General features: G+C 44.1%; 21 protein-coding genes and 1 pseudogene. 11 read left to right on the top strand and 11 right to left on the bottom strand.

Features of this window, described 5'->3' with window-relative positions; translation table 11 throughout:
* Nucleotides 1–37 precede the first annotated feature (37 nt).
* The 7 genes from BM099_RS10145 (at nucleotide 38) to BM099_RS10115 (ending at nucleotide 6,857) form a co-directional block, all read left to right on the top strand.
* Nucleotides 38–1,471: a P-loop ATPase, Sll1717 family gene (locus BM099_RS10145; RefSeq protein WP_090727582.1), complete on the top strand. Its 1,434-nt coding sequence runs from the start codon at nucleotides 38–40 to the stop codon at nucleotides 1,469–1,471.
* Nucleotides 1,472–1,986: 515 nt separating this feature from the next.
* Nucleotides 1,987–2,253, top strand: a complete 267-nt coding sequence (locus BM099_RS10140) for a hypothetical protein (protein ID WP_090727579.1) — start codon at nucleotides 1,987–1,989, stop codon at nucleotides 2,251–2,253.
* Nucleotides 2,254–2,393: 140 nt separating this feature from the next.
* A complete protein-coding gene (locus BM099_RS10135; protein WP_090727576.1) occupies nucleotides 2,394–2,600 on the top strand; it encodes an MbcA/ParS/Xre antitoxin family protein in 207 nt (68 codons plus the stop codon).
* The gene (locus BM099_RS10130) at nucleotides 2,600–3,262 is read left to right on the top strand and encodes a DUF1643 domain-containing protein (RefSeq protein ID WP_090727572.1); all 663 of its coding nucleotides are present in this window, start codon (nucleotides 2,600–2,602) and stop codon (nucleotides 3,260–3,262) included. The genes BM099_RS10135 and BM099_RS10130 overlap by 1 nt, the downstream gene beginning before the upstream one ends.
* Nucleotides 3,263–3,821: 559 nt before the next feature.
* On the top strand, nucleotides 3,822–5,144 hold the full coding sequence (locus BM099_RS10125; RefSeq protein WP_090727567.1) for a hypothetical protein: 1,323 nt from the start codon (nucleotides 3,822–3,824) through the stop codon (nucleotides 5,142–5,144).
* Between the two features lie 78 nt (nucleotides 5,145–5,222).
* Nucleotides 5,223–5,843 carry a hypothetical protein gene (locus tag BM099_RS10120; protein WP_090727564.1) on the top strand — a complete coding sequence of 207 codons (621 nt, stop codon included), beginning with the start codon at nucleotides 5,223–5,225 and terminating at the stop codon, nucleotides 5,841–5,843.
* 207 nt (nucleotides 5,844–6,050) lie between these two features.
* On the top strand, nucleotides 6,051–6,857 hold the full coding sequence (locus BM099_RS10115) for a tail fiber protein (protein WP_177201144.1): 807 nt from the start codon (nucleotides 6,051–6,053) through the stop codon (nucleotides 6,855–6,857).
* A 114-nt stretch (nucleotides 6,858–6,971) separates the two neighbouring features.
* Here BM099_RS10115 and BM099_RS10110 read toward each other — a convergent pair whose 3' ends face one another.
* From BM099_RS10110 to BM099_RS10065, 10 genes are all read right to left on the bottom strand, one after another.
* Nucleotides 6,972–7,691, bottom strand: coding sequence for a M48 family metallopeptidase (locus BM099_RS10110; protein ID WP_090727559.1), 720 nt, complete (start codon nucleotides 7,689–7,691; stop codon nucleotides 6,972–6,974).
* Nucleotides 7,666–8,145 carry a HEPN family nuclease gene (locus tag BM099_RS10105; RefSeq protein WP_090727557.1) on the bottom strand — a complete coding sequence of 160 codons (480 nt, stop codon included), beginning with the start codon at nucleotides 8,143–8,145 and terminating at the stop codon, nucleotides 7,666–7,668. Before BM099_RS10105 ends, BM099_RS10110 begins: the two co-directional genes overlap by 26 nt.
* Before the next feature lie 11 nt (nucleotides 8,146–8,156).
* A complete protein-coding gene (locus BM099_RS10100; RefSeq protein ID WP_090727555.1) occupies nucleotides 8,157–11,267 on the bottom strand; it encodes a type I restriction endonuclease subunit R in 3,111 nt (1,036 codons plus the stop codon).
* A 3-nt stretch (nucleotides 11,268–11,270) separates the two neighbouring features.
* Complete coding sequence (locus BM099_RS10095; protein WP_090727553.1) at nucleotides 11,271–12,308, bottom strand: hypothetical protein; 1,038 nt, start codon at nucleotides 12,306–12,308, stop codon at nucleotides 11,271–11,273.
* 182 nt (nucleotides 12,309–12,490) lie between these two features.
* Nucleotides 12,491–13,759, bottom strand: a complete 1,269-nt coding sequence (locus tag BM099_RS10090; RefSeq protein ID WP_090727550.1) for a restriction endonuclease subunit S — start codon at nucleotides 13,757–13,759, stop codon at nucleotides 12,491–12,493.
* Entirely contained in the window at nucleotides 13,752–15,482 is a 1,731-nt protein-coding gene (locus BM099_RS10085) for a type I restriction-modification system subunit M (RefSeq protein WP_232349093.1), read from the bottom strand. The genes BM099_RS10090 and BM099_RS10085 overlap by 8 nt, the downstream gene beginning before the upstream one ends.
* A 452-nt stretch (nucleotides 15,483–15,934) precedes the next feature.
* The gene (locus BM099_RS10080; protein ID WP_090727548.1) at nucleotides 15,935–16,372 is read right to left on the bottom strand and encodes a hypothetical protein; all 438 of its coding nucleotides are present in this window, start codon (nucleotides 16,370–16,372) and stop codon (nucleotides 15,935–15,937) included.
* Nucleotides 16,372–18,636 (bottom strand): tyrosine-type recombinase/integrase, encoded by a 2,265-nt coding sequence (locus tag BM099_RS10075; protein ID WP_090727546.1) that lies wholly within the window; start codon nucleotides 18,634–18,636, stop codon nucleotides 16,372–16,374. The genes BM099_RS10080 and BM099_RS10075 overlap by 1 nt, the downstream gene beginning before the upstream one ends.
* Complete coding sequence (locus BM099_RS10070; RefSeq protein WP_090727544.1) at nucleotides 18,633–20,300, bottom strand: tyrosine-type recombinase/integrase; 1,668 nt, start codon at nucleotides 20,298–20,300, stop codon at nucleotides 18,633–18,635. Before BM099_RS10070 ends, BM099_RS10075 begins: the two co-directional genes overlap by 4 nt.
* Nucleotides 20,287–21,672, bottom strand: coding sequence for a tyrosine-type recombinase/integrase (locus BM099_RS10065; protein ID WP_090727541.1), 1,386 nt, complete (start codon nucleotides 21,670–21,672; stop codon nucleotides 20,287–20,289). The genes BM099_RS10070 and BM099_RS10065 overlap by 14 nt, the downstream gene beginning before the upstream one ends.
* A 90-nt stretch (nucleotides 21,673–21,762) precedes the next feature.
* Here BM099_RS10065 and BM099_RS10060 point away from each other — a divergent pair.
* Nucleotides 21,763–22,944: pseudogene (locus tag BM099_RS10060) on the top strand (adenosylcobalamin-dependent ribonucleoside-diphosphate reductase); the annotation flags it as partial.
* 12 nt (nucleotides 22,945–22,956) lie between these two features.
* A complete protein-coding gene (locus tag BM099_RS10055; RefSeq protein ID WP_090727538.1) occupies nucleotides 22,957–23,769 on the top strand; it encodes a TSCPD domain-containing protein in 813 nt (270 codons plus the stop codon).
* Nucleotides 23,770–23,881: 112 nt separating this feature from the next.
* On the opposite strand, the gene BM099_RS10050 is transcribed toward BM099_RS10055, so the two are convergent.
* Nucleotides 23,882–24,694 carry a transporter substrate-binding domain-containing protein gene (locus BM099_RS10050; protein WP_090727535.1) on the bottom strand — a complete coding sequence of 271 codons (813 nt, stop codon included), beginning with the start codon at nucleotides 24,692–24,694 and terminating at the stop codon, nucleotides 23,882–23,884.
* A 132-nt stretch (nucleotides 24,695–24,826) separates the two neighbouring features.
* On the opposite strand from BM099_RS10050, the gene BM099_RS10045 reads away from it, so the two are divergent.
* Complete coding sequence (locus BM099_RS10045; protein ID WP_090727533.1) at nucleotides 24,827–25,246, top strand: group II truncated hemoglobin; 420 nt, start codon at nucleotides 24,827–24,829, stop codon at nucleotides 25,244–25,246.
* 212 nt (nucleotides 25,247–25,458) lie between these two features.
* A complete protein-coding gene (locus BM099_RS10040) occupies nucleotides 25,459–26,241 on the top strand; it encodes a PDC sensor domain-containing protein (RefSeq protein ID WP_090727531.1) in 783 nt (260 codons plus the stop codon).
* Nucleotides 26,242–26,568: the final 327 nt, after the last annotated feature.

Here is a 26,568-nt window from a genome sequence, read left to right as displayed (position 1 = left end):
GCGTGGCATCACCTCCAATCGTAAATAGGAAATTATAATGACGAAGGTATTATTGGAAGAAATTTCAGAGTGGAAATTAGAGGCGAAATTGGAAAGCAGTCGTCGCTACTTCTATCATACTAGGGTTGTAGATAGGCTCACAAACGGAAAGAGATCGTATGTAATAGGACGAAAGGGAACCGGAAAAACTGCTGTCTGCGAACATATATCGAATCTTGAGAACGATATAGTGTTTACTCAAAAGCTATCCTTCAAAAATTTTCCATTCAATGTTTTGTATGAACAAGTGGACAAAGGGTTTACGGCTCCGAACCAGTATATAACTATATGGAAATATTTAATTTATACCACAATATGTAAAATGCTCGTGCGAAATAAAAAAGTTGATACTGAAAGTCGAATTGAGCTGAACAAAGTTTTCAATGAGGATTTATCAACAGCTTTCCCTAAGGCTGTAACAAAATGGACAGCACTTAAATTTGATATGCAAATTTTGGGGAATGGAGTTGGCGTTGGTGCGGATCGAGATGTTTTCGAAGGTGTGGATATGCCAATCTCAGATAGAGTTTCATTTCTTGAAAACTACATAAAAGGCAAGCTTGGCGGAGAAAGTTACTTAGTAATGTTTGATGAATTAGATGAGGACTATAAAAATATAATAGAGGCAGAAAATCATAAAAAATACACGCAACTATTAACAAGCCTATTCAAAGCTGTTCAGGATGTCAGAGCATTTTTTAAAAGTAGAAAAGTTTATCCAATAGTTTTTCTTAGAGATGATATTTATAGTCTTCTAGAGGATCCAGATAAGAACAAGTGGTCGGATTATATGGTGGAGCTGGAATGGAATAAGGATAGCTTGAAAAATCTTTTGGCCTTCAGGCTATCTCGTGCGCAAAACCCCGATAGTAGTACAAAATCATTTGCACTGATGTGGGGGAGCGTATTTGAGGGGGGCGAAGTAAGGTATGGTGATCGAGGGAACAAGTCTATGCCCATTTTCGACTATATTACTCGAAGCACTCAAAATAGACCTAGGGACTACATCCAATATCTACAGCTTTGTGCCAATCAAGCACTAGAAAAAGGCAAAGTTAAAATTAATCCATCTATTGTTAAAGGGGAGAGTTATGCATTTTCAAACTACCTCAGATCAGAGATGGAGGATGAAATACACGGTGCGATACCAGAAATAAAGTTAATACTTAATTTGTTTACGAAATTGAGGAAGCAGACTTTATCTATTGCGGAGTTCAAAGAATTGTACGAAAGCGAGGTTGCTTCAGGAAATATTCCAAAAAGAGACTATCAATTCATTCTAGAGATGTTGTTCATGTTTAGTGTTATAGGAAATGTCGCAAAACAAGAGAACCATCATATATTCCGATATCAAAACAAGCAGTCTCGACTGAATATGAGCGAGCGCATTTGTGTACATAGAGGCTTGTATCGTGCCCTTCAAATATTTTAAACCACACAAGGGCATTAATTTTATCGCTTTACTCTGCGTTCCAGGCAGCAAATTATTGCGGCATTATACGTCAGAAGTACTATGCAACTAACTATCAAATTGCTATCTGGTTTAGCTCTACTAGTTTCTTTAGGATGACTATATTATTCCGAACCAAATTCTGAGCCATTGTTGACTACGGTTGGTAGCAATACAAAATTATTTCAATCAGCTGGTTAATGAAAAACTAATTAAAATTTCTGGCGATGACGTTGAATATATAAGCTAATAAAGCATTTTATTTTACCTAATTCAGTTGTCGGTGCATGCGTCATCAGTTCCTCATTTTTTATAGCATGAGGATACTATAACCTGAAACAAATCAACATGTATTGGGTGAGTGGCGTTAGAGAAGACGAGGGTAGGATTTGAGTAGGGGCAATGCCTCAAATCAACCGGGGCCTAGCGTGAGCAGACGAGAGCTAGGGCCGTCGTAGTGTAATTAAACAACCGTTATGAATACTTAAGGAAAATACATGCGCATCATCGATGAGATTTTAAAACAGGTTAAAGAACATAAGCACAGCAGAAGCTCTGAAGTTTTAGCCGGTGCTGTGTTAAGCGCCTGTGGCCTGCCCTGTAAGGCTTTCACGCTACTTTCAGTTTCGACGCGTCTCGATGCGCAAGGAAAGACACTAGTAGCAGAATTAATGAATATTGCACAGCAACCTGATTTTTCAAACGCAGATCAAGACGCCGCAATTGTAAAAATAAAAGAATTGATGCCTCACTTGCTGGAATGATCAATAATTCCGCTTTTGTGTAACTTTAAAAAAATAACAAAAAGTGGTTGGGGGGGGACTTTTGTTGCAGATATACGTTGTAAAAAACCGTATATTTTGAGTGGTGCATGAAAAATTAACAACGTGATAAGTTGATAACTATGACTAAAGAGCTGTTTATTAATGATGCGGTGTGGGCGGAAGCATTGGCTTACTATGGGTCAGAGCAGGCGGCCAAGAATTGGCTTATGACGCCGATACTTTCTTTGGGTGCTCAATCACCAGCCGAATACTGCAAAAGTCACCTTGATGGTAATGAGAAGGTTATAGAGCTATTAAATCAACTAAAGCACGGTATGACTGCATAATGGCTAATCCGGCTGTCTCGTTAGCTTTAGGAGGCGAAATGGATTGCTACGTAAAAGGGTACTTTTATTTACTTACCTCTGAATTAACATCAGTAAAGGCAAGAACTGTACTTACAATATCGAAGGAGAAAATAGAGGATGACACAAACCTATCATATGATTTACTTGTCGTTATGATGAATCCTGGATGCTCTACACCTAAAAGTCCCGCTAACTGGAATGATAAGCCAATTCATAACATGGGAGATTTGTCTGAAGCCGTTCCTGATGATACACAGTTTCAAATCATGAAAGTAATGAATAAAACAGGCTACAAGAATGCTATTATATTAAACTTATCTGATGTATGCGAAACGGATTCGAAAATATTTGCTAAAAGCGTTAGCGGTATAGAGTATTCAGGGGTAGTAAATCACTCCATTTTTTCTGACGCTAGAAGTGAAGAGCTATCAATGATTCTTAGTCATTTTAAAGGCAACACTGTTATCTTGGCTTCCGGTGTTAATTTCAAATTACGCTACTTAACTAGGCAAATGCTTAGCAAACTAAAGTACCCAAATTTAATTTCAAAACCCCATGAAAATGGACAGTTTTACCATCCTCTTCCTAGAGGGGGTAAAGAGGCTTGGGTAAAATATATTGTTGATAGGCTTGAAATTTAACACATTCGAGCCATATCAAGTAAATAAGCTAAAGTAGCTCTTATCGGCCACGTCAGCGGCCAGTTATAAAACCATTAGCAAGGCCGTGTCGGCTGTTAATTTCACTTACAGCAAACATACCAGGGGCACATCGACTGCAAGGATGCCGGAGATAGAGAGGCGCAGGAAGCCAGAGCCGAGACATTCATCAGTTAACTTAGGCTGCCCTGACCAGTTAGTTTCAGTCCAGTGTAAGCCCACTTGTTGTAGAATTTAAAGTAGTTTCATGCTTCGTCATTCCTTACTTCAAGGTTGTCTTCGTTTTAAATACACCAATACACATTGACCTTTAAAGAAAGTAGTTTAAGATCATGCTAAAGGAATGAATAACAGTAAGAGCATGGAGGCTTCTTTTGTCGATTGATACTACTCTCATGCGCTTTTCAAATTTTTGATTTTTAAAACTATATGCTGAAATTGTTAGTGTTTTGTCCTTGTGATGGGTGAAAATAATTATAAGGCCACGGTCTTTATAATTAGCTGTTAGCTACTTTGTGCATATCTCTACTGAAGGTTGCAAATGAACAGTTTAGTAGTACGAAAAAATATTGATTTACCTGCACTGCCAGATACAGTCCTACCAGCTATTGCTCAATTAACTACCGCGTTAGGGATTCCTCGTGATGTTTTGGCAAGTGCAGAAGAAATTGAATATGCTTGGCGTGACTTACCTAGAGAATTAAGGGAAATACCAGATGATTTACGTGGTGAACTTGTAGCAAGGATGTGCGTAGCTGTTAGTGCAGGGCTTTTCGATGGCGCAATGAATTATATTTGGAATGCCTCAGTTCTACATTTACGGCAAAAAATAAGAAATTTTGGTCTGGCTGTAGTTGCCCAAATAATTCAAAATGACTTTGAAGAAAAGAATTTATTAGAGTTACAAGATAGTCGATTATTGGATTTGTGTCTTAAATTGAATATCATCAATGAAGACGGTTTTTTCTTTTTAGACCAATGCAGAGATGTACGTAATAATTTTTCTGCCGCCCACCCTACTATGGGAAGTGTAAATGATCGTGAATTTACAATATTTCTAAATAGATGTGTTCGCTATGCCTTAGCTGATTCATCATCACCAACCGGTGTTAATATCGGATCATTTATTTCAGCGGTTAAGGGTACTAGATTTAATGATCACCAATGTCAAATTTGGATACAACGATTAACAGATACACATGCTGCGCAACGACAATTATTATTAAATATGATTCATGGAGTATATTGTGATCCTGCAACCGCCGAACCCGCGCGACTTAATTCTCTTGATATTTGCTGTGGCTTAAAAGGGAGTCTGACAGCATCGATTAAGTCTGAACTAATTAATAACCATTCAGATTATATCGCTAAAGGCTTAGAAGATAAGCACACAGCTTCATTGCAATTTTTTGAAAAATTAGGCTATTTGAGCTTATTAAATGAATCTGAATTACATGTTGTGCTATCGAGAGCGATAGATCGACTATGGAATGCACATAATGGAATGAATAATTTTTATAATGAACCTCCATTTGCAGAGAGGTTATTGGAGCTATCACAACAGAGTGCTATTCCAGAAACAATTCAAGATCATTTCGTACAAACAATCGCTGTTTGCCGAGTAGGTAATGGGTATGGGGTCGCTGATGCAGCAATTCCATATTACAATCAGCTAATACAAGGATTCTCACCAAGAGAGATAGCTACACTTATTCGTTCGGCTATCGGAAAAACATCTTATCTTGGCCGTAAAATTTTAACAAATGGAAGCTGTAGAACAAATTTCAAGGAGGCTTTACTGCTTATTGATCCAGCAAGTATCCCCAGTGGTGTGAAAACTGATTATGACACTTTGATCAGCTAAGCTAAATATATTGCTTTTAAATTGTTGCCAACCAGTTGCTGAACGCGGACTCGAAAAAATTCTTACGGAGTTACTCAGGTGTCATTTCATCAAACTATATATTTAGATAAAGAGTTTATTTCTGACCTATACGAAGAAAGCACAGGTCAGTCACCTTGTGTAAACATAACGAAAGCTGAAAGTGCAAATGCAGGTATCAAAGCTTTATTTTTAAGGGCGGCGGTTAGTTCAACAGAAAGTAAAAGTTATAAAATATCGACATCTAAAATGCTTAAAGAGTTACAAGAAGAGTTAAATGAATATGAAAAACTGGGCTATAAAATTGAAGAGAAGATAGGGTATAGCTCGAAATATTTTTGGGTGTCGGGCTCAATGTCTGTTGAAACAACAACCGTTTCTAGTCGAAAGGAAAATGTTAAAATTGATAGTTCAGGCGTCTCAACAGAAAATGTCGGAGAGCCTCAGATAAAAGGGATAGAAAGTTATTTTTGCATTGAAGATATTAATGGAAATGTCTTTCCATTAATATCCAGCTCTGAATATTTCACATCAAGCCTTTTAGATCTTATTAACCTTGCTGGGACTGTTATTCAGGCTGTGAATTTTAACGTCGAAGCGTTAATTCGAATTTTACCTGCAAGAACTTCATTCAACGGTTGGGTTGCAATCCCTTTAATTATTCGTGAATCCAGTAGTTAACAAGTGACCGCATCACAAGGTTGATCCCTTGCCATTCGCTTCTAGGTATCATCTAATAACGACATAGAATCTCTATGTATGGAGGCCTTCCTACAGAGGATTTTCGCCTGATTAGATTATGCCCATGCTGGGCCGCCAACTCGCCATTTTGGCTTTTTTCTGGCGTCCCATGCTACAAGTGTCAGAGATAAACAAGGAGAAATGTCAATGGCTCTTTCAGACGATGATAAGAAAGATATACAAGAATATCTTCATAAATATCTTAGAGTTAAAGTAATCGCTCTATTTGGTTTAATTGGACTTGGTACTATTGTGGCAATACTTACTGCGGGCTGGAACGCGGCAGAGAAGGCAGCAGAAGCAATAGCAGAAAACCCTTCTCGTATAGCCGATGAGTTATCAAAGATACCCGAGTTTTCTGATGTTATTGCCATGAAAGCTACGGGGGTTCCTGTCGGTTCAATCATGCCTTTTGGTGGCGAAATAACTACAGATGTTCGTAATAAATTGCACGAACTAGGGTGGCTCCCTTGTACTGGAGAGCCAGTAAGCAGAAATGAATTCAAGGAGTTATTTTCTGTAATTGGTACAGCTTGGGGGGCACCCGGTTCGTTATCATACAATCTTCCTGATCTTAGAGGCCGGTTCATTCGTGGTGTTGATGGTAATTCCGGACAAGACCTAGAGTCGACTAAAAGAGTGTCATCAAATAAAGGTGGGAATTCAGGAAACATGGTTGGCAGTTATCAAAACGAATCAACACGTATGCCTACTAATTCTTGGGATATTTCTGATGGGAGCCATACCCATACAACAAACGGAAAACCATGGATTGCGGGTGCATCGAAAGAAGGGTCATTTCCCTCGGGTACTGAGCATCCATTAAGTACACCTTCGATAACAGGAGGATCTCATGGTCATAGCATTAACGGCGGTGATGCTGAAACTAGACCTAAGAATGTTTATGTAAACTGGTTGATTAGATTTAAAGGGCCCACAGTTCAGTCAAATTAAGGCGGATCACAATAGCTGAAATGGTCGCTTAGCTCGGGGATGTTCGTTGGCACCAGTACAAGGCTTTCCGTTAGCCTTGTACTGGCATTGTTCCTTGTTCATGCCAGCATGAATCTACAATTCCAGCGTAATACCGTTTACTTTCAGCCATTCCTTTCGCGCTGCATAATCCGGCAGTACCCGTTCCACTTCTTTCCAGAATTTAGCCGAGTGATCGTGGTGGATCAGATGGCAGAGTTCATGAATGACGATGTAATCGCAGATTCGATTCGGTGCCATGATGATCTTCCAATTAAACAGCACGGCTCCTTTAGCGGAACAGCTTCCCCAGCGTGATTTGAAGGTTTGAATTCCGATAGAGTGTGGCTCAACGCCTACGATTTTGGCGTAACGATGCGCTTTTTCTTGTAGTTTGGTTTCAGCGTGCGTCCTATACCACCGTACAAGCGCGTTACGCACCATATGGGATTCATCTATGCCAGAGGGTAGGCTGGCAATTAAATACCCCTGTATGAGCTTTACAGGGGCGAATGGGGCGCGCTCTACTTTTAGTCTGTAGTTGCGACCCAAATAAGAAAACGATTCGCCGGAGACGAATTCTTTTTGGCTCACGGGCATCGCTTCGCGATAAAGAACCAGTTTCTCGTTGATCCAGCGTTGTTTATCTTTGAGCAGTTTTTCAATGCGTTCTCGCGGTAAATCTTTGGGTACCACTACCGATACCGTGCCTTCTTCCACTCTCAGGTCAGCTGATTTAATGCGGTGGGTGCGTATGATTTCAGCAATGAATCCTTTGCAGTGAATGTATTCAAAGTTTGTCGCTTGTCTGATCATGTTCTGAATGCTCTAGGATAAGATCGGAAAATTTGAATAAAATCGATCTTAGCTCTTCAAATCCTAACTCTGTTTCCCAAGTTTTTTCTCCACTACGAGGTTGAGTGTTCCAAATCTTAAGTGTATCCAGCTTACTTTCACTATCTGCGGTAAATGCAATATTACAGTGAGCGACCCCGTTTCTTAATAGCCGGATAAGATCTTTTAAATCATTAGGTTGAGTGCCATTTATCGTTTGTGGGACAACCCACCCTTGATCTTTTAGCTTGTCTAATGAAGTCGTTGGTATGCTATTAATGTAATTCTCGTGTGGGAGAACTAGTAGACCGAGGCAACTATTGATCAGATGAGTGATCTCGTAGACCTCGTTGCCTTCTTTCTTCCCTTGTTCAATATACTCAAGATTTTTTCGTGTTCGTTTAGCGAAGTCTCGAACTACGTTCTCATAATCCATAATTAATACCCTTATCCAAACTTCACTTTAGCCAGTTCCATAAAGCGATCCATGACCGCTTTACGCAAATCTTTATCATCAAAGTTGCTGTCCACGATGGTGCGCTTTATCTTTTTCTGTACGCCTCTTACGGCATCCTCTTTTTGGAAGAAATCAACGATACCGGTTGCGTCATCCAGCATCTCAACCAGCGCTTGAGTGATGGCTTTAATTTCATCATGCGTCGTTTCATCTAGCAGTTCATCCCCCCGTATGCGGGCCACTTCTGCCATCAGGATATTATAGAACGCGTACTCGGTTTCAGATAAGCCTAACTCTTGCGCGGCTTGCTGGTGTTCTACCTTGATGGTGTCCATCATGCTAAATAACAGATCTAGCTGTTGATCCCACTTGCCTGCTGTTTTCTCGATGATATCGCGTAGGCGTAGACTGAGTGACTTGTAGTACTCAGGATCTTCATCCAGATTGATGGTGATATGGTGCTTAATCGCGCTCTCAATCTCCGATGCTTTGGACTCGTCCGATTGAATGCCATTGAGGTGGTCTTTAAAGTTGGCTGCCAGCAAGTCTATCGGCGGAATCTTGGGATCAACACCGGTACTTAAAATATGTTCATCGACCAGTTGGCGGACTTTTTCACCCGCATCGCTGATATCCAGTTGCTCATCACGGTAACGCAATCGGGCAGCATTATTAACCTTACCCAATAGCTTTAAATCTGCGATGAACGGAGCCGCCGCTTTATCGGGGAGGACGATGTTCATCTGTTTAGCAAAACGCTTAAAGGCCACTTCGAATTGAGCGCGAATGTCTTCGTCTTTCAGCACGGCTACGTAATCATCTACATCGTTTGATGCTACATCTTTGAAAAACGATGTCGCCCGTGTTTGACAGGCTTTAAGTTTGGGTATCTCATCTTTTAGCGTGTGGTAAGTGCCTGCTACATCGTCACTACTAAACAGTTCCAGTGCTTCGGTGAGGTGATCAGATAGCCCGTAATAATCCACCACGTAACCGCAATCTTTACCCTTATAGGTACGATTGACACGTGCGATGGCCTGCATCAATGTGTGCTCTTTGAGCGAGCGGTCGATATACATCACCTGGCAATTAGGTGCATCAAAGCCGGTCAGCAGCATATCTTTAACAATCAGGATCGCGGTCGGGTTTTCACTCAGTGGCTTAGTGAAGTCTTTAATCGTCTGCTTCTGTTTGGTTTTATCGGTGTATTGGGCAATCTCAGGCACGTCGTTATGATTGCCTGAGATAATCACCTCCGATGGTGGGGCGCCCAGTTCGTCCAGGGTCTTCTTAAAGACGGTTGCCGCGTGGCGACTCCCGACCACAATCATGGCTTTAAAACCGTCGGGCTGGATATACTCTCGGTAATGTTTGATCAGATCAAGGCAGACCCAGCGAATGCGGGCAGGCGCTTCACGTACGGCTTTCTCGACACCATACTTTCTTTTAATCTCTCGCTTCTCTTCGGCTGATTTATCCGCAAAATACTCATCAAACAGCGCATCGAGTGAATCGCCCGCCACCTGTGTTTTAACTTGCCGACCTTCGTAGATGATACGTACGGTTGCACCATCTTCTACGGCCTCATTGATTTTGTATTGATCAATATAGCCGCCAAAGGCATCTCCCATCTTCTGGGTTTTTAACAGCGGCGTGCCTGTAAAGCCAATCTTGGGCGCATTGGGTAATGCCGTGTTGATGGTCATGGCCAGACCGCCAAACTGCGTACGGTGCGCCTCATCGGCCAGTACGATGATCTTATCACTTGGGTTCAGATCCGAAAATCCGCCTTCTTTCTCGGCGTCCTGAAATTTTTGAACCATCGCCGTGACGATATCTGAGGTGTCTTTCTTCAGCAGGGTTTTAAGCTCTGCCACTGAACCCGCGTTATAGACGGTCTCCCCCTGAGCATCCCTAAAGGTGGTAGACAGTTGAGCATCCAACTGTGTTCTGTCGGTAATAAAAACCAGTTTATATTGCTGTAGCTCGGGATCACGGCGCATCTTCACCGCCAGCATCACCATCGTGAGTGATTTACCCGACCCTTGGGTATGCCAGATAACCCCGGATCTCTCTTTACGATCTTTGCCGTTTTTAAGGCGTTGAATCACCTTATTGACCGCGCGAAATTGCTGATAGCGCGCCACCTTTTTGATCAGGCGGCCATCGATAGGCTCGTAGAGTATAAAGTTCTGAATCAGATCAAGAAACGCTTCTGGGTTGAACATACCGGCCAGTAAGCGTTGTTGTGCGGTGATATTGGGTGTGTTCTGGGTTGTCGCTTGTCCTGCTAATGTCACTGCTTGTGCCAGGTAGGCAGGTGAGGGGGCGTCGGACACCTTATGTTCAGGCTCGCTCATGGCGAGTAGATCCTTATCCGTCCACGGGTACGCGTCTTTCCATTCACCGTAATGGGTACTAGAAGAACTGATGGTGCCGACTTTTGCGCCGTCACGGGCCGTGGATACCATCAACTGGTTATACCAAAAGAGTTTCTCGGCCCCTTCATCTTCATGCGGATAACGTAGATTAGAATAACGGCGCAACTGGTTGATGCCTTCCGATACAGGGTTGGTGATATAAGGCGACTTGCACTCAATCACCGCCAGCGGTAGACCGTTCACAAAGCAGATAATATCCGGGATGATCTTCTGATTTACACCCTGTACATTGAACTGATTGGTGCAGAGGTATTCGTTATTCTCAGGATGATCAAAATCGATCATCTTAACTGTTTGGCCTTTCCGCCCTTTACCCAGATCCTGCTCCACTGACTGATAGTTCACCAGTGTTTTATAGATCAGATGGTTGGCTTCCATTAGGGTGGCAACCTGTGGGTGGGTGATCTCCCGCATTACTTTGCGCAGATTTTCATCACTGATCCATGGGTTAATGCGCCTAATGGCTGCTTCTAAACGCTTTACCAATACAACATCACTGTTATACACGCGTTCCGCTGCTACCGCCTCCGGAGCCAGCCCTACACCGTTGGTAGCGCCTGCGGCGGGTGCCAGTAGGGCACCGGGTAAATAGGTCCAGCCCAGCTGCTGTAGCTGACTAATCGCGGGTCCTTCAACCTTATCGTGTTCATCCTGATTCATTGATCACTCCCCCCAGTGCTTATCTCTGAGAAGATCCGCAATCTCTGCGCAATCTGGCATCGAATTCTTATCTAAGATATTACTCAAATCGAAGAACTTGGAGCCTATAAGACCTCCTTTGCTGCTCTTGATGAAATCAGTTGAGAAGAATTTATCTACGATAAAAAAATTGTGATTTTGAGATATATTCCAACCCAGCTGCTTCTGAGTATCATCTATCATGGTTGCAATGCGAGATTTGTCTTCATCTGTAATATCACTCCCCGAGATGCAAACAGCGGAACTAAAATGTTGTGACTGGGGCTCATAATTAGCGCTGACGACTTTCAATAGTTTCCCTATTCCACGGATAGATTTTTGCTTATATAACCCTATATAGCTATGGGGGGAAAAGCCTCTGCTTGCTGGGGCGAAATAGATACCATGTTCAAAGTTTTCATTGAAGGAGTCACCCGTTGGCACAGCACGCATTTCCGACTCATGCTTGGCTAGAAGGTATTCTGATACGCAAAAAGCACGATAGTCATCCAGCACTTCCTTCATGGTGAAATCATGGTCGGCTAAGATATCATCTAAAACTGTTATAATTTCTTTGAAAGTGACAGCGCAATAACGAACATCAGTTTGATGAGCCTTATTGTGCTCAGAAACAGCGTGCTGAATAGTTTGATCAAAACTATCAATCGGTGTACTTGGATTGATCAGTAATAACACTTGTATTTCTTCGTTAGCAAAGCCGTCTAAATGGCGAATTAGCTGATCTGTATACTGATTATCGTAAAGCTTTGTTTCAATCAGCACTTTCATGCTGCGCTGGACAATAGCGCCATCTGGAATGCTGCTACGAGAAGAATTTCCCTGCTGTTGTGTAAATGACGGGCCAATGTCGCAGCTGATTTCAACATCACTGAGTAACGTGTTTATAAAAGCTTCGAAGCGATGGGGGTTGTCGTTGTAAAGTCTTGAAAGCAACAGCAATGTATTATTGGTAATCACATTTTCTTTCTGTTGATACCGTTGAAAATAGTGAACTTTACTCACAAATGAATTCCTTTTCCGTGTTATCAGTTTCTTACGTCGTTTTACGACAAACTTGATTTTTTAGGGTTATTTTACTTCAGAGGCCGAACGCGCTATAGCCTGCCGCATTACTAGCTTCTCCCTCTTGCAACTGACTAATGGCTGGTCCTTCAACCTTGTTATATTCATCCTGATTCATTGTCTTAGCTATCCACGTTTACGCGTACTTTACCGGTGAGGAGGTCTTGCATAAGGGCTTTTTTGGTCTTGATTAGTTGCTTATGCTTAGCACTAATCGCTTTTATTCGATCAGTAATTGATTCAATTACATTGGAGATCGCTATCTGCTCTTTGAAAGTGGGTAGTATTATATCCAACTCCCGTTGTGCAGTGATAGGGACTTGATTTCGTGTAGTCTGACCCATAACCGATTGCAGTTGCGAAACAAATGCCGTGGATTGGAAGTAGTAGAAAAGGTATTTATTTAGCAGCTTGTTCGGATCTGTGCGGTAATAAGTCGTTGACGTACTTGCGATAACTTCTGATTTTTCTTGAGGTATGATTGCTGTTCTCCCAATTGTTGCATTGTGCGTTAGGATTACATCCCCTCCAATTGCTGGCCTGATTCTCATTTGGTCTGCGCTTTGTTGACTTAGATGGGGGCAGACCTTGAAATTGATTTCTCCCAGCTCGGAAATATGGGACGCGGCGATATACGGTACGCCTTCTTTTAAAAACTCTTGTGCCCTAGGGTATTGTGAACCGTGATTTCCATCCTGTAGCTTTTCTAGGATTCCTTTCTTGAGTAATTCTTGCGAAGTAAATACTTCCCACTCTTTTGGGATAATCCCAACAGGCGAATCCTTAAACTCCGTATGCCCAATACCCTTGGTCAGCAGCTCCTGCATCATGCCGGTTTTCAGGTCTTTCAGCTTGTTGATCTGGGCCTGTGTTTTATCGATCACGTCATCTGCTGAGGTGAGGATGGCGGCGATTTTTTTTTGTTCGCACTTATCAGGAGTGAGTACCTTCAAATTCATTATTGCAGAAAGACTAAGAGACTTTTGGCTTGACCCGCCAACTGTGTCTTCTATCTGTTCATTGATATTCCTGGTTTGCAAAAAATGATAAAGATAGTCTGGATCGATCGATATAGGATTTATTACAACGGTATTCTGACCTAAACAAAAAGCTTGCTTTGCTTTGACGATTGAACATCGACCATAGCTACCAACTCTGGTCATCAGTAAATCATTATGCGTTGGTGCATACTTCTTTGTAAAAGCTTTAAATACTTCTTTAGACACTAATGCAGTGTTCTCCAGAGTAAGCTTTCCACCTTTAATATCCCCAATCCGAACCATTGGATAACCGCTTTCGGAAAAGGAAGGTGTTTGGTGGGCGGAATCAATTACATTGGTAATTGTATTCAGTTTATGACTTTTCCAACCTTCTGGAACCGTATCACTCATATCCCAGCTCCTTCAGATAGCCTTTCATCACGACTTCCGCGACCACGACTTGCTCATCCAGCTCCTTTAACGATACTTTGTATTTATCCCACCAACGTTCCAACTGAATGATAATGGCGGCTTCTGTCTCACCTGCAACTTCACGGATCTTCTCTTTGCTGTCGATCTCTGGTTTAAAGTCGTAGTAGTCAGCATCGCGTCGGTTAAATACCGTGTTTAAGTCAAAGTCGATAAGGATCTCGTCTTTTATATACGGGCTTTCGACTTCACGTACCGGTACGCCGCCCTGCAAAATGGCGCGCACATCATAGATTTCAGGCGGTAGTGAGGTATCCGCATAACGGCGGATATTCAGGTTAAATTCGTTGTCTCTGATCTCGGCCAGTGTGGCGACTCTGGAGTAGCGATTAATCTCTTCGTAATTATCGAAAGTGGAAACGATCTTTTCGATATCTTGAGGGCGTAGGGTGTTCTGGTTTTTACCCTCCTGGTACTCCAGCTCACTGTTGATAAACAACACCTTGCCTTTACGTACATCCGGTTTGACTTTGTTGATGATCAGAAGGCAGGCGGGGATACCGGTGCCGTAAAACAGGCCTGCGGGTAATCCAACAACCGCTTCGAGCAAATCATCTTCAAGTATTCCTTTACGGATTAGCTTTTCGCTGGAGCCTCTGAACAGTACGCCGTGTGGCATGACAACGCCCATCATGCCTTCGGCATTAAGCGAAGCGATCATATGCTGCACAAATGCCAGATCACCCGCATCTTTGGGAGGAGTACCGTAGGGGAAACGGCCATAACCATCGCTATCGGCTTTGTCTTTACCCCATTTTTTAAGAGAAAAGGGCGGGTTGGCAATGACTCGGTCGAAGTGCATCAACTCACCTTGTTGGGTGTGCTGAGGATCGCGTAAGGTATCGCCTTTACGGATATCGGCATTAATCACGCCGTGCAAGAACATGTTCATCTTGCAGATCGCCCACGTATTCAGGTTCATCTCCTGCCCGTAAAGCGATAGGTTAGCCGGGTTTTCACCATGCGCCGCCAGATAGTTACGGGTTTGTACCAGCATCCCGCCCGAACCGGCGGTGGGATCATAAATACGCTGACCTGCATGGGGTTTTAACAGCGATACTAATAACTGTACGACTTCACTGGGCGTGTAAAATTCGCCCCCTTTTTTACCGGCAGAGTCGGCAAACATCTTGATCAGGTATTCATACGCCGTACCGAGCAAGTCAGGACGTTCAAAATCGCTGTTACGCAAGCGGTACTGGCTAAAGTGTGAGAGTAGATCGCGCAGTTTTTTATCGCTGAGCTTGTTCTTGATGTTGAAATCAATAGAGACCAGTACACCTTCCAGGCTGGGGTTTTGTTCCTCAATCGCTTCGGTCGCTTTATTCAGTTCAGCGCCAATATCATGCTTCAGATCTTTCAGTCGATCCCAACGCGCTATCTCCGGTATATAAAAGGTGCTGTCGTACTCATCTTCATCATCGGCCAGCTCCAGCGCCTGTCCACGACTTTTGCCTTTCTCGATGTAGTAGGTAACGACTTTTTCCATCTCGTCATCGAATGAGTCCGACAACCGCTTTAAGAACATCATGCCGAAGATGTAATCCTTAAACTCAGCGGCATCCATGTTGCCGCGCAGGATATCAGCGGTTTCCCACAATAGTGATTCAAGTTGTTGCAGGGTTAAAATTTTAGGCAGTGTCATGATACGGGAGAAGTCCTTTTGTCAGGCGTATTGAGGAAAGAAGATACTACGCCCTGATACTAGATGCTAAAACGATAGAGTGTAGCTGAATACCTTCAGCAAAATAATAGATAAGCGATGCTTTTGATCCTCATTCATCTGTTTAATTAAATGTATCGGATAAAGCGACTGAGATTACCGCCTGAAATTTGCCAGCAAATGGTTAGAAATGTCCCTCTTATGTACCGGCAGTGCCTAGCTTTTTTTGCGACCCAAAAGATCAGGCTTTATTTATGGTAATGGATCAAATTTTTATAAATTAAACTTACTTCTGTTGGCTGCAATTTAATAGGATTTAGTGTGTTGCGCATGCTGACGATCCCTTAGGCGCGCGCCAATGGATCGCCGGTTTTTTATGCAGGGACGACAGTTACCCTTGCTGTCATTGATTATGCTGGAGCATCTGCGATTAATCACTCCTCGGGTTTTGTAATGGTGTCTACACTTCTAGGATCTCGGGGGTTGATCAAGTCTCGCAGTTTAAATTCGAAGCCATGCCAGCCTTCGCGTTCAGCGAGACGACAGACGGCCATCCATCGAAGGTTGGCCATCGTAAGCTGGCTTTCAAGATTGGCGTTTTGCTTTTCCAGGCGTCGAATCCGCTGCTCGAGTGTAAGCCGCTCTTTCCTTTTTGCTGTGAGCGGTTGATCGCCAAGTTTCTTCAGGCTACCTCGTACTTCGGTATACCGGTCATGAAATTTAGCATTGTTATTAAGGGTCTGGCGGGTTACGCCTACCTCCTTGGCTAAGTTAGCTAGGGTTAATTTAATGTGGATCACGCTTTCATGCCGACGCTCAAAGCGGTCGAGTAGTTCCATGGCTGTTTTAAACCATCTCGGATCACGTTTCATTACCGTGCCTCTGAAGGGTCAAATAAATTAACTGCATGAATTCGGTTTACACTGGCCACTTGGCGTAACTGTGTTCCGTGGCGATCTTTGTGATTACCTGCACTTTTGGTTAGATAAGCCTGTAGGGCTGCTTCACAGCCATGAATTATTTCCACTTGATGTTTGACGTGCATGGCGAGCATAGAATGCCCCCGCTCGGGGTTCCAATCCATTTCTAAATCCGCCAGCGTTTCTGCGACAAGCTCAGGGCTGGTTAAGCGCTCAAGAGCTGAGAGCTGGTATTTAGCGACCCTCAGAGTGTGTTCAATATTGGCCCTAGCAACAGGATCCGCTGGGTTAATATGAAAATTTGCACAGGCCCCATTATATTCACCCTGTTCGCCAAAACCCCGCAGGCATTTGTAATGTTTGGGGCATGGCTCACGATCCAAGTCGCGGGAACAGCCTCCCCAGGGGGTGAGGTGCATGATCTGTAGGGTCTCATTAACTAATGCCTCAATTTCTGCTTGCGTTGACCCGGTCTCCATCATTCGTGCGACATATTTACCCAACGGATCGCGGGGTAAAAGCTCTATCATCGACTGCATGTAAAGCGTTTTATGCTGCTCCGCCGTTTCGGCTGCGGTGCGCTTATCGTAAGCACGGTTCTGTGAAGGGGCACGCCCAGATAGGAGTGCTATTGCAGATTCATTTCCGCCTGCGCGAAAGCGAGCATCGTCTTTCCAGTGGCGGAAAATATGTGTACTTATTCCTGCTCGCAGCTCAAACACTTCAGCATTGTTCTTGCGGATATTGAGTTCCTCAAACGCTGACATCGTGCTTTGTGATGAGCGAAGGAAGCGCTGAATATCTTTTTGGTTCAGTGGGAATGGTAGGTGGGGTTTGGTGGGACGGGCACGATGGAATTGATCATCAAGCTTGATAAATAAGTGCTGCGACAACGGGTGCTGGATCGAATAACCCGCTCGTACCAGTTCTGGCGTGTCAAGTTCTAACTCCTTCAAGGCGTTTTTGAAGTGGTCACTAAGGATGGAGCGGTGATTTTCGCTCGCCCAACTTTCATACGCATCGAAAGCGATAAAAAGTGAGGCTGTTGATTTTAGCACCTGCTCACCGGTCGTCACGAGATTCTGGTGTTTTTCACTGCTATCCGAAAATTTTGGGAGCAGGCCTGCTTCTACGTATTCATTCCATTTGAAGTAACCATTTGAGGGATCCCATAAGTGAGGGTGGTGCTTATAACCTCGACCTAGCACTCTGTCCTTAGCAATAACTTCAAGTTGCGTACGTTGCTGCTGGTAAAGTGTACCGTCCTCCATAGCCATGGCCGACTTTCTGGCCGACTCAGTCAGTAATAATACCTCCTTATGCTGTTTCTTGAGCAGAGTTTCCCAGCCCGCCCCGAGAGGAACGAGGCGCGGTTCGCCTGCTTTTTCTGACAGCACTTTTAGCCATGTTTTATCATTGATGTCGACAAAACAGTCAACGCTCAACGTGGCAGCCTCTCCAATTCGCAATCCTGCGGCCATCATGAAGCTACACATCAAGGCGCGTAGACGAAAATAACCTTCTTTCGGTTCGTTGTTGCCATTTTCGGTTTTAAGCAATACTTCGCCAAGCGCAGTGTCTAATTCAGCAGGAGGGCGTTTATTATTGATTTTTTCGGCCGCTTCAGGACTGGTCGTGTCATTTCTTGCCAATTTGTGTTTATCGGTCAACACGCAATTATAACGGAAAGGCAGGTACAGCATGCCATTGCTTCGCATCCAGCTGATAAGCCCGCCTTCACCCGCAATTCTGGTTTCTATACCATTTGCTGAGCCGCCGCCCTGTTGCTGATAGGCGCGAATGAAGTCCTCGACTGTCTTTTTGCTTAACGTCGCAAGATTATCAATGTTGTTGTCGACTATATGCAGAATAAGCTTCGCGGCCTGGTTGTGTTGTCGCCGTTGGGTTTCGCTGAGCCAAAGTTTGGTCGCGGTATAGGCTTTAATAAACCTCACACAGCGGTCATCAGTATAAGCCTGTCGATTAACAGAGTGTTGGGGCCAGTACTTGTTATTTAAGCCCATTGCTTGGCCGAATAACAGGTCAACTGTAGGTGCAGGCCAACGTTCATCGTCATAACAGCCACCCTCTAAGTGGCCGTCTGCGATCGCTTTTTCGTACAGAATGCACCCCTCATCTTCAAGCTCATTCAGTTTATCTGCGAGCATGTCTTGAAATTGTAATAGCTTGGCTTGTTCCAGCGAGTGCACTGTCATGACGCTACCTCCCAGGCTTCTGCCAATATTTCAGCCGCATCCACTAGACGTTCCCGCTCTGTTAGCATTCCTAGTGGAAACTGGGCCGTGCTGTTCGCCTGCCAAAATTCAAATTCGTCCTGGTTGGTCTTTATTGCTTGAGCGACCAACCACCTAGTGTCATCGGTCATTTCAGATGTGTCGCGTCGGTTGGAGCATGTCGCACAAGATTTCATCGGATCGTATGGGCATTCGGGTACCCCAGGTGGCAACACACATGTGCCGGTCATGGCAATGCAGGCGGCGATTTGGCCATCTTCGCTCTTCGGCAGTTTGTCGACGAGCGCGCCGCTGAGGGCTGCAATCGCTTTCTGTTGTATGGGGCTGGAGCTGAGTGAGAAATCGTGATCCCACCACTCTTGGGCCATTTTTATGTAGAATCTAACCGATTCTTCTCCTTTATGACCCAACCACACGGCGATTTGGCGAAGGCTTGCTCCTTTTTGGGCTAGATGCGTACCTACAGAGTAACGAAAACGATACGCGGTGATACGGACAGGCTTGATGACTTTTTTATTAGTGCGAAGGTCGGTTTCCTTCGTGGTAATCACGTGGTTTTTGGACATCATATAGAACCGCTCAGATACCAACTGAGGAGAAAGGTGATAGTAATATTGAGCATCCCGGGCATCCTTAGGCAATGTGCGATCATTTGTCCGTACCGCTTTAAACATTGGCCGCTTAGTTGGGCATGTGGTATCGATATTTGTCAGCGGACAAGTGAGCGGGTTATCCTGTTCCTCATTAATCAGTCGCTGCAACACGATCGCCACATCATCTGGAATCTTGTATTGACGTATATTGTTGGGGTTTCGTCGACCCGTTGAATGCTTGCCCTTGATGAGATGAATCACCAAATGCCATCTGCCATCTTTTTCTGTTAGATCACATTCGCGCAGTAATGCAGTTTGCGTCGGTCGTAGGCCAATATAGCGGTGCAGGCGTAAAAGAGCTTCATCAAAGGTATTCAGCACCCTACTTTCGAGAAAACGGTCGATGGCTACTCGCTGCGCTTGGGTGAACGGACCATTTACGTCATCAAGCGTCAGGACGTGGATGCCACGCGTGATGCGGTTATTGATCTTCATGCCTAGCAGGCAGCTTGCCACTTCGTCACTGAACCCCCATTCGGATTCCAACTGTCCTGTTGCCAGAAACTGACGCAAGGCCGTTTGACGATGATGACCCGCATCTGTGTTCGGGCTGTGGAGAAAGACATCTCTCGCCCAGCCACGAATCGCTTTTTCGAACACGCTTTCTGATGCATTTTTTGCAACATTTAACTGTGTAAGGGCATCCGATAATTCTACCGTGTACTGGTGTACTTTTGATGCGGAGACAATTTCGCAGCGTTCGATAAACCAGCGCCACGCTACGTAATTTATCACAGGATGCGCATGCCAGCGCTGTGGGGGACAGACATGACGGCGACTAGCATTGGCTTGTCCGACGATGACTTCATTCAGAAAAGCTCCGCCTTCTTGCGTGCGAATCTGCACACTTTCTAACTGCTTGCCTCGTACAGTGGCGGGTATTGGTGCCCAATCGATTTCTAGCTTTGCCAATGCGTTATAATCGCCAATTAAGGGATCTGTATCATATATTGTGATGCTAAAAAGAGTCATTGGCTGATTTCCTTTGATTATCAATAATTGGTACAGCTGAATAGGTTGATTCAGCCTGCATACTGGCGGTTGCTAAATCTGAAAGCAGCGAGTTCAGATCTTCACGCCCATAGTGGTTGGGCATATCAGATCCCTGACTCCAACCGAATTTTGTTGTCAGGATTTCTTGAAGTAATTGGTCTCGACTTAACGCATCAACATGGCTCAGTGCTTTCCTGAGCGTTGCGGCGGACACCGTCACTGCGGTATGGCGGAAGGTATATGAGGTTAAGTAACCAACCGTTGGAAAGGCAGTAGCAATGGTTTTTACAACCGATCTCACCCCACTGGGCGTGATGGGGCCGCCATCCTTGGCTGATAAAAATAGGTAGGTGCTACGCCGCTTACCTGCAAGTAACTTGTCGCGGTGCTCATCTATATAAAGCTGAAGCATTTCAAGCGTCATTTGTGACAGCTTTATATCGCGTCCGCGTGTCTTATGGCCAACTGTGGCTTTGCGGGGAAACTTGCGGCGGCGGCGGTACTCCGCAAGTTGATTGTGATGTGCTTCCATACTATCTGCCGACCACTTGGAAACCCAGATGGACTGCCGTTCTGGAAACAAGTCACTTTTCTCTAGCATGCATAGTTCAGCAGGGCGGATACCGGCTTCAATTAACAAGCTAACTAAAGCAGCGTTGCGGTAACGAATCGCAAGATCATGCTGTGAACTGAATGGATTGTGTGGTGCTTCGGGTGTGATGGCAAACCTCAGCACTGCGAGCTGTTCGTTAGAAAGTGCTGGCGGACTTTGTGTGGCTTCTTGGATATTACCTCGTGTTGGAACCGCTTGTTCTATCCATTTTAGCATCCGCTCCATTTTTTTCTCGGCATAGAGATGCTTTTTTTGATCCGTCACTTTATCCAGATAGCGCTCAAATCCGAATCTCAGATAGATGGATATTGTTCCGAGTCGATGCGCATAGGTCGATAATTTCGCTTTAATTATATTGCCGGATTCTTTTTTCCATGCCAAGGCACTAACTAGTTGATCGACTTCCATGCGTTTGAGCGGCTCTAGCGCTGCGAAGCGACTATCCAGATCGAAGTGGTGGCGATCCAGATATTCGAACAATTGCGTCAGGCTCTGCAAATATGTCTTCACGGTGTTTGCTGTATACTTGAGGCGTAGATCCCAACCCCATAGGTTGGCAATCGGCGGCATAAAGCCATTTCGGGAATCGATCAGGTAATAAAAACCCTCATTCACCCAATCCTTGCGTACAGGTATAGATTGACCATCAACCCCTGTAATTGAAGTTGGCCAAGATCCTTTTCTCACTTGATATGAATTTGGAGGTTCACGAAAGTCATCTAGCCAGTCACTGCTCATATAAAACCCGAGATCATTTTAATTTCAATTTTACACATTTATTTGTACTCAGATAAGTAATTTTTACAATAAAGAATACACACATGATAATGTGGTGAGCAACCGTTACCCCCTTACGGTAGCTGTTTGCTCGGCTCGATCAACCTCACTAAGTTTGTCTTAGATCCTTTTACTCAACAAGCTCGTTTTGATTGGAATCGCTTTAAAACAACCGTGACCATCTTTACCCGCATGTTGGATAACGTTGTTGAGATCAACGGATTGCCGTTAGAAGAGCAGCGCCACGAGATCAATCATAAACGCCGTCACGGTATGGGATACTTGGGGTTGGGCTCCACCATCACCATGCTTAAAATGAAATACGGCGATGCTGCATCCGTCATTTTTACAGAACAAGTCACAAAAGCGTTAGCCATTACCGGCTGGCGTGCGGGGCTTGAATTGGCCAAAGAAAAAGGCGCGGCGCCGATTATGAATGAGCAATTTACGGTGACGGGTGAGATGCTACGTAAACGCCCCGAGATGCTTGATGATGGTTACAAAGTCGGGGACTCAGTCGCGGGAAAAGTGCTGCATGCACGTTACAGTCGCTACATGCAACAGATCGCTAAAAGTGAACCAGAGCTGGTCAAGCAGCTAGCTGAGCAAGGCTGCCGTTTTACTCACCATAGCTCGATCGCGCCAACAGGTACCATTGCGTTATCGATAGGTAACAATGCCAGCAATGGGATCGAACCCAGTTTTGCACATCATTACTCCCGCAATATTATTCGCCAGGGTAAAAAATCCAAAGAAAAGGTCGATGTGTTTTCGTATGAGCTGCTGGCTTATCGTCACCTTATTAATGCAGAAGCGATGCCCTATAGCGATGTGCCTGCCCAACAGTTGCCGGATTACTTTATTTGTGCGGACGACATCCACCCAAAACAGCATGTTGACATACAAGCGGCGGCACAAAAATGGATCGATTCCTCCATCTCGAAAACGGCCAATGTGCCTACTGACTACCCCTATGATGAGTTCAAGGATATTTATCAATATGCTTATGAGCAGGGGCTAAAAGGTTGCACCACTTTTCGCTTCAATCCAGAAGCTTTTCAAGGCGTGCTGGTAAAAGAGCAGGATCTTGAAAACACCCTCTATCAGTTTACGTTGGCCGATGGCAGTGTGGTTGAGCTAAAAGGCAGTGAAGAGGTTGAGTACGATGGCGAGTACCACACTGCTGCTAATCTGTTCGATGCACTAAAAGAAGGTTATTACGGAAAATTTTAAGGAGACACCCGCATGTCATCAACAGCACAGAAGAAAATAGTCCGTATTGATCAAGCTATCATCAGTTACAAAGTGATCACTGCACAAGAAAAAGCAGCAGAAGAAACGGCAGCATTAGCGGCTGACGCTCAACTAGCCGTGCCACAACAGCCCGAACAGAAGCCAGAGCAGAAGCCAGAGCAAAAAGACGAACTCAGCCTGGAAACCGTCCACGAAAACCTGAGTCGTCCGGACTTTCTTATGGGCTCAACTTATAAAATAAAAACACCGATGTCTGAGCATGCGCTGTATATCACCATCAACGACATTGTCCTGAATCAGGATACAGAGCATGAACAACGCCACCCCTATGAGATATTTATTAACTCTAAAAACATGGATCACTTCATGTGGGTCGTCGCACTCACCCGCGTTATCTCTGCCGTATTTCGTAAAGGCGGTGATGTCACCTTTATGGTGGAAGAGTTAAAAGCGGTGTTCGATCCTAAAGGCGGTTACTTTAAAAAAGGCGGAAAATTCATGCCTTCATTGGTCGCAGAAATTGGAGAATCGATTGAAAACCATCTTAAAATGATTGGCCTGATGAAAGATCCATGCATAGATCAGCATCAGCAACAGATTCTCGATGAAAAAAGAGCAGAATATGATCGTCGTACAGCTACGCAGGGTCAGGCAGCTATCAGCAACCTTGATAAAAGTGTCAATGATGATAACGGTGGCTATCCTGCCAATGCTCAGCTATGCAACAAATGCCACACCAAAGCGGCGATCCTGATGGATGGCTGTTACACCTGCCTGAGTTGCGGTGATAGTAAGTGTTCTTAGTGGTTTTTTATATGTAAAAATATGCTTATACAAACGCTATCTATTACATGAGCATCCAATACTGAAAATTATAAAAGGGCCTGTTGGCCCTTTATATTTTGAATAGTAAAGATTAATTCATTAATGAATTTTTTTTCATTAGCGCTCTGTCAATCCCTTTTAACTTCATTTCATCCATCACGAAATTCACGGTATTGAGGAATCGCTGCTCACCCACAGGGATCAGATAACCAAACTGGCTTTTGGTAAATGGGCTCTCATCACGCACCGCTTGTAATGTCTTATCAGTGGTCTCGTAATAAAGGGCCTCTGGCGTTTCGGTAACCATCACATCAACTTTACCTTCGGATACCGCTTTGGGAACATCAAGGTTGTTTTCAAACTTAATTATGGTTGCGTTAGGCAAAAATTCATCAGCAAATTTCTCGTTGGTGCCGCCAATATTCACACCTACCCTGACGCTTGGCAGGTTAACTTCTTCCAGTGTGTCATATTGTGCTTCTTTGCCATTCGCAACCAGGAACACCTTACCAAATGTCATATAGCCCTGAGATTGTTCAGCCGCTAATTGACGAGACATACGACGAGTAATACCTCCCATGGCGATATCATATTTACCTTCCTTAAGGTCACCAACCAAACCCTTCCATGTCGTCTGAACAAAACGTACTTCAACCCCCAGTTCTGTCGCAAGATGATTGGCTACATCGACGTCATAGCCTGAGTAAGTCTCGCCATCAAAGAAGGTGAAGGGCTTGTAATCCCCCGTTGTTCCTACCGTCAAATACCCTTTTTCCTGGACATCCTGGAGGAGATCGGCAAAGGAGCTAAAACTAAGCGTTACCGTTAACAGGAGTAAGGCTTTAGATAGTTGTATCGAAAGCTTCTTAGGTCGTTGTATAAGTTGTTGTATAAGTAGTTTCATAAAATGCCATCTTCCTTATTTTTATGTTTAAATTACACTGCTGTTTTTGGGCGTATATACGCAGCCAAGTGTCACATTAATACTCTTAAACCCAACAAAAAAGAAGTCAGCAAACAAAGAGCACCGTAGATTATGAATACAAGCAGTGGCGAATACGGAGTAGGTGACAATTCCTATAAAGCAGCAGGAGAGTTGGCCGGCATTACCCGCCTTGTCGATGACTTCTACGACAACATGTGTACATTGTCAGAAGCGAAAATAATACGCGATATGCATCCTGGTGACCTGACTGAATCACGCACCAAGCTCGCCTATTTTTTATCAGGCTGGCTCGGCGGCCCAAGGATTTACGCCACCACCTTTGGTAGTCTGAGTATCCCGGCAGCACATCAGCATTTACCGGTAGGTAAGGCAGAGAGCGAAGCATGGCTAACCTGCATGCAAAAAGCCCTCGCGAAGCAACCGTATGAAGAGTCGTTTAAAGTGTATTTAATCACGCAACTGCGAGTGCCCGCAGAACGAATCAGGGCAGTGTGCGCGAGAAATCCCTAAACTAATAAGCCTGTAATTACCTGCTACTGTGGACCCATAACATATTAAGAAGACATATTAAGCAGCCATATATAATAGCTATGCTTCGCAGTCCGCTAAGCAAAGAAAAGCTACAAAGCTGACTTGAAAATTATTCATTCCTCGATAGTTATCTAAAACTCAGTTATTTTGGTTGTATATATTCATCTATTTGGTACGGGCTTTCAGTTGATATGTTTAGCTCACTTAAATCTAGACTTTACATTTTTCTTCTCATTGTTGCTCTGCCTGGCGTTATAACAATTTTTTATCAAGCCACTCAGCAGAGAGCTTCAGCCATTGAGAAACATACTGCTCACGCTATCGAAACGGCAAGGCGGCTTGCGCATGCACAAGCAATAATTATTAAAGATACCGAAAATTATCTGCAACATCTGTCATCCGTTAAAGAGATCCAAAATCCAAGAAGTGACGCTTGTCAGGTCTTTCTGAGTAAAATTATTCAACTGAACACTACCTACATCAATATTGGAATACCTACCTCAGACGGTGAACTGCTTTGTAATGCTTTACCATTAAGCAAAAAGGTTAATGTGTTTGATAGAGCCTATTTTCAGCAATCATTGACGAATAAGGTGTTTTCTATTGGTACTTATCAGCATGACCGAGCGTCGCAAAGCAGCAGTGTTAACTTTTCATATCCAGTCATCGCCGCTGATGGCACAGTTACCGCGATCGCTGTAGCGGTCGTTTCACTGGATTGGTGGAGTCGCCAACTTTCAAATTACAACCTTCCTCCAAGTTCGATTGCTTTTATATCCGATGAAGAGACTTCAATCGTCGCTAATTTTCCGGTTCAGGCCTCTTTACATGGTCTGACATCAGGTGAGTACAACGTAAGCATAGAAGCTGCTCGTGAATACGATCTGCAGACCGAAGTAATTCAAGGTAAGGATGATCTTTTACGGATTTTTACGCATAAAACGCTATATAAAAATGTATGGTTCCCCTCATGATTGCAACACAGATTTGTGATCATGAGGTGGTTTTGCGCTAATGTATTCGGAGTCTTTAATTAGGAATGTGTTATTCCCGCTCCACGATGAGCATCCGCGCCAGATAGCCCTTAAAAAGCCGGCAGCTTTTCACAGCTGTTTTTTATGACAGGTTTGCCACCCGGACGGTCAACCGTTTTCATCATCACGCTCTATTATTGCAAACCCGATTAAACCTGTTGTGCCTGATAAGGCTCATTCTTACTTAAAACAGCATAGGCTATCCGCGACAACTTGTTCGCCAGTGCAATGCATACCACATTAAATGACTTACTTACTCGCAGCTTT

The sequence above is a fragment of the Neptunomonas qingdaonensis genome, from assembly GCF_900113275.1.
GTDB lineage: Bacteria > Pseudomonadota > Gammaproteobacteria > Pseudomonadales > Balneatricaceae > Neptunomonas > Neptunomonas qingdaonensis.
Note: the sequence above shows the minus strand (reverse complement) of the source record. Positions and strands in the feature narration are given on the sequence as shown.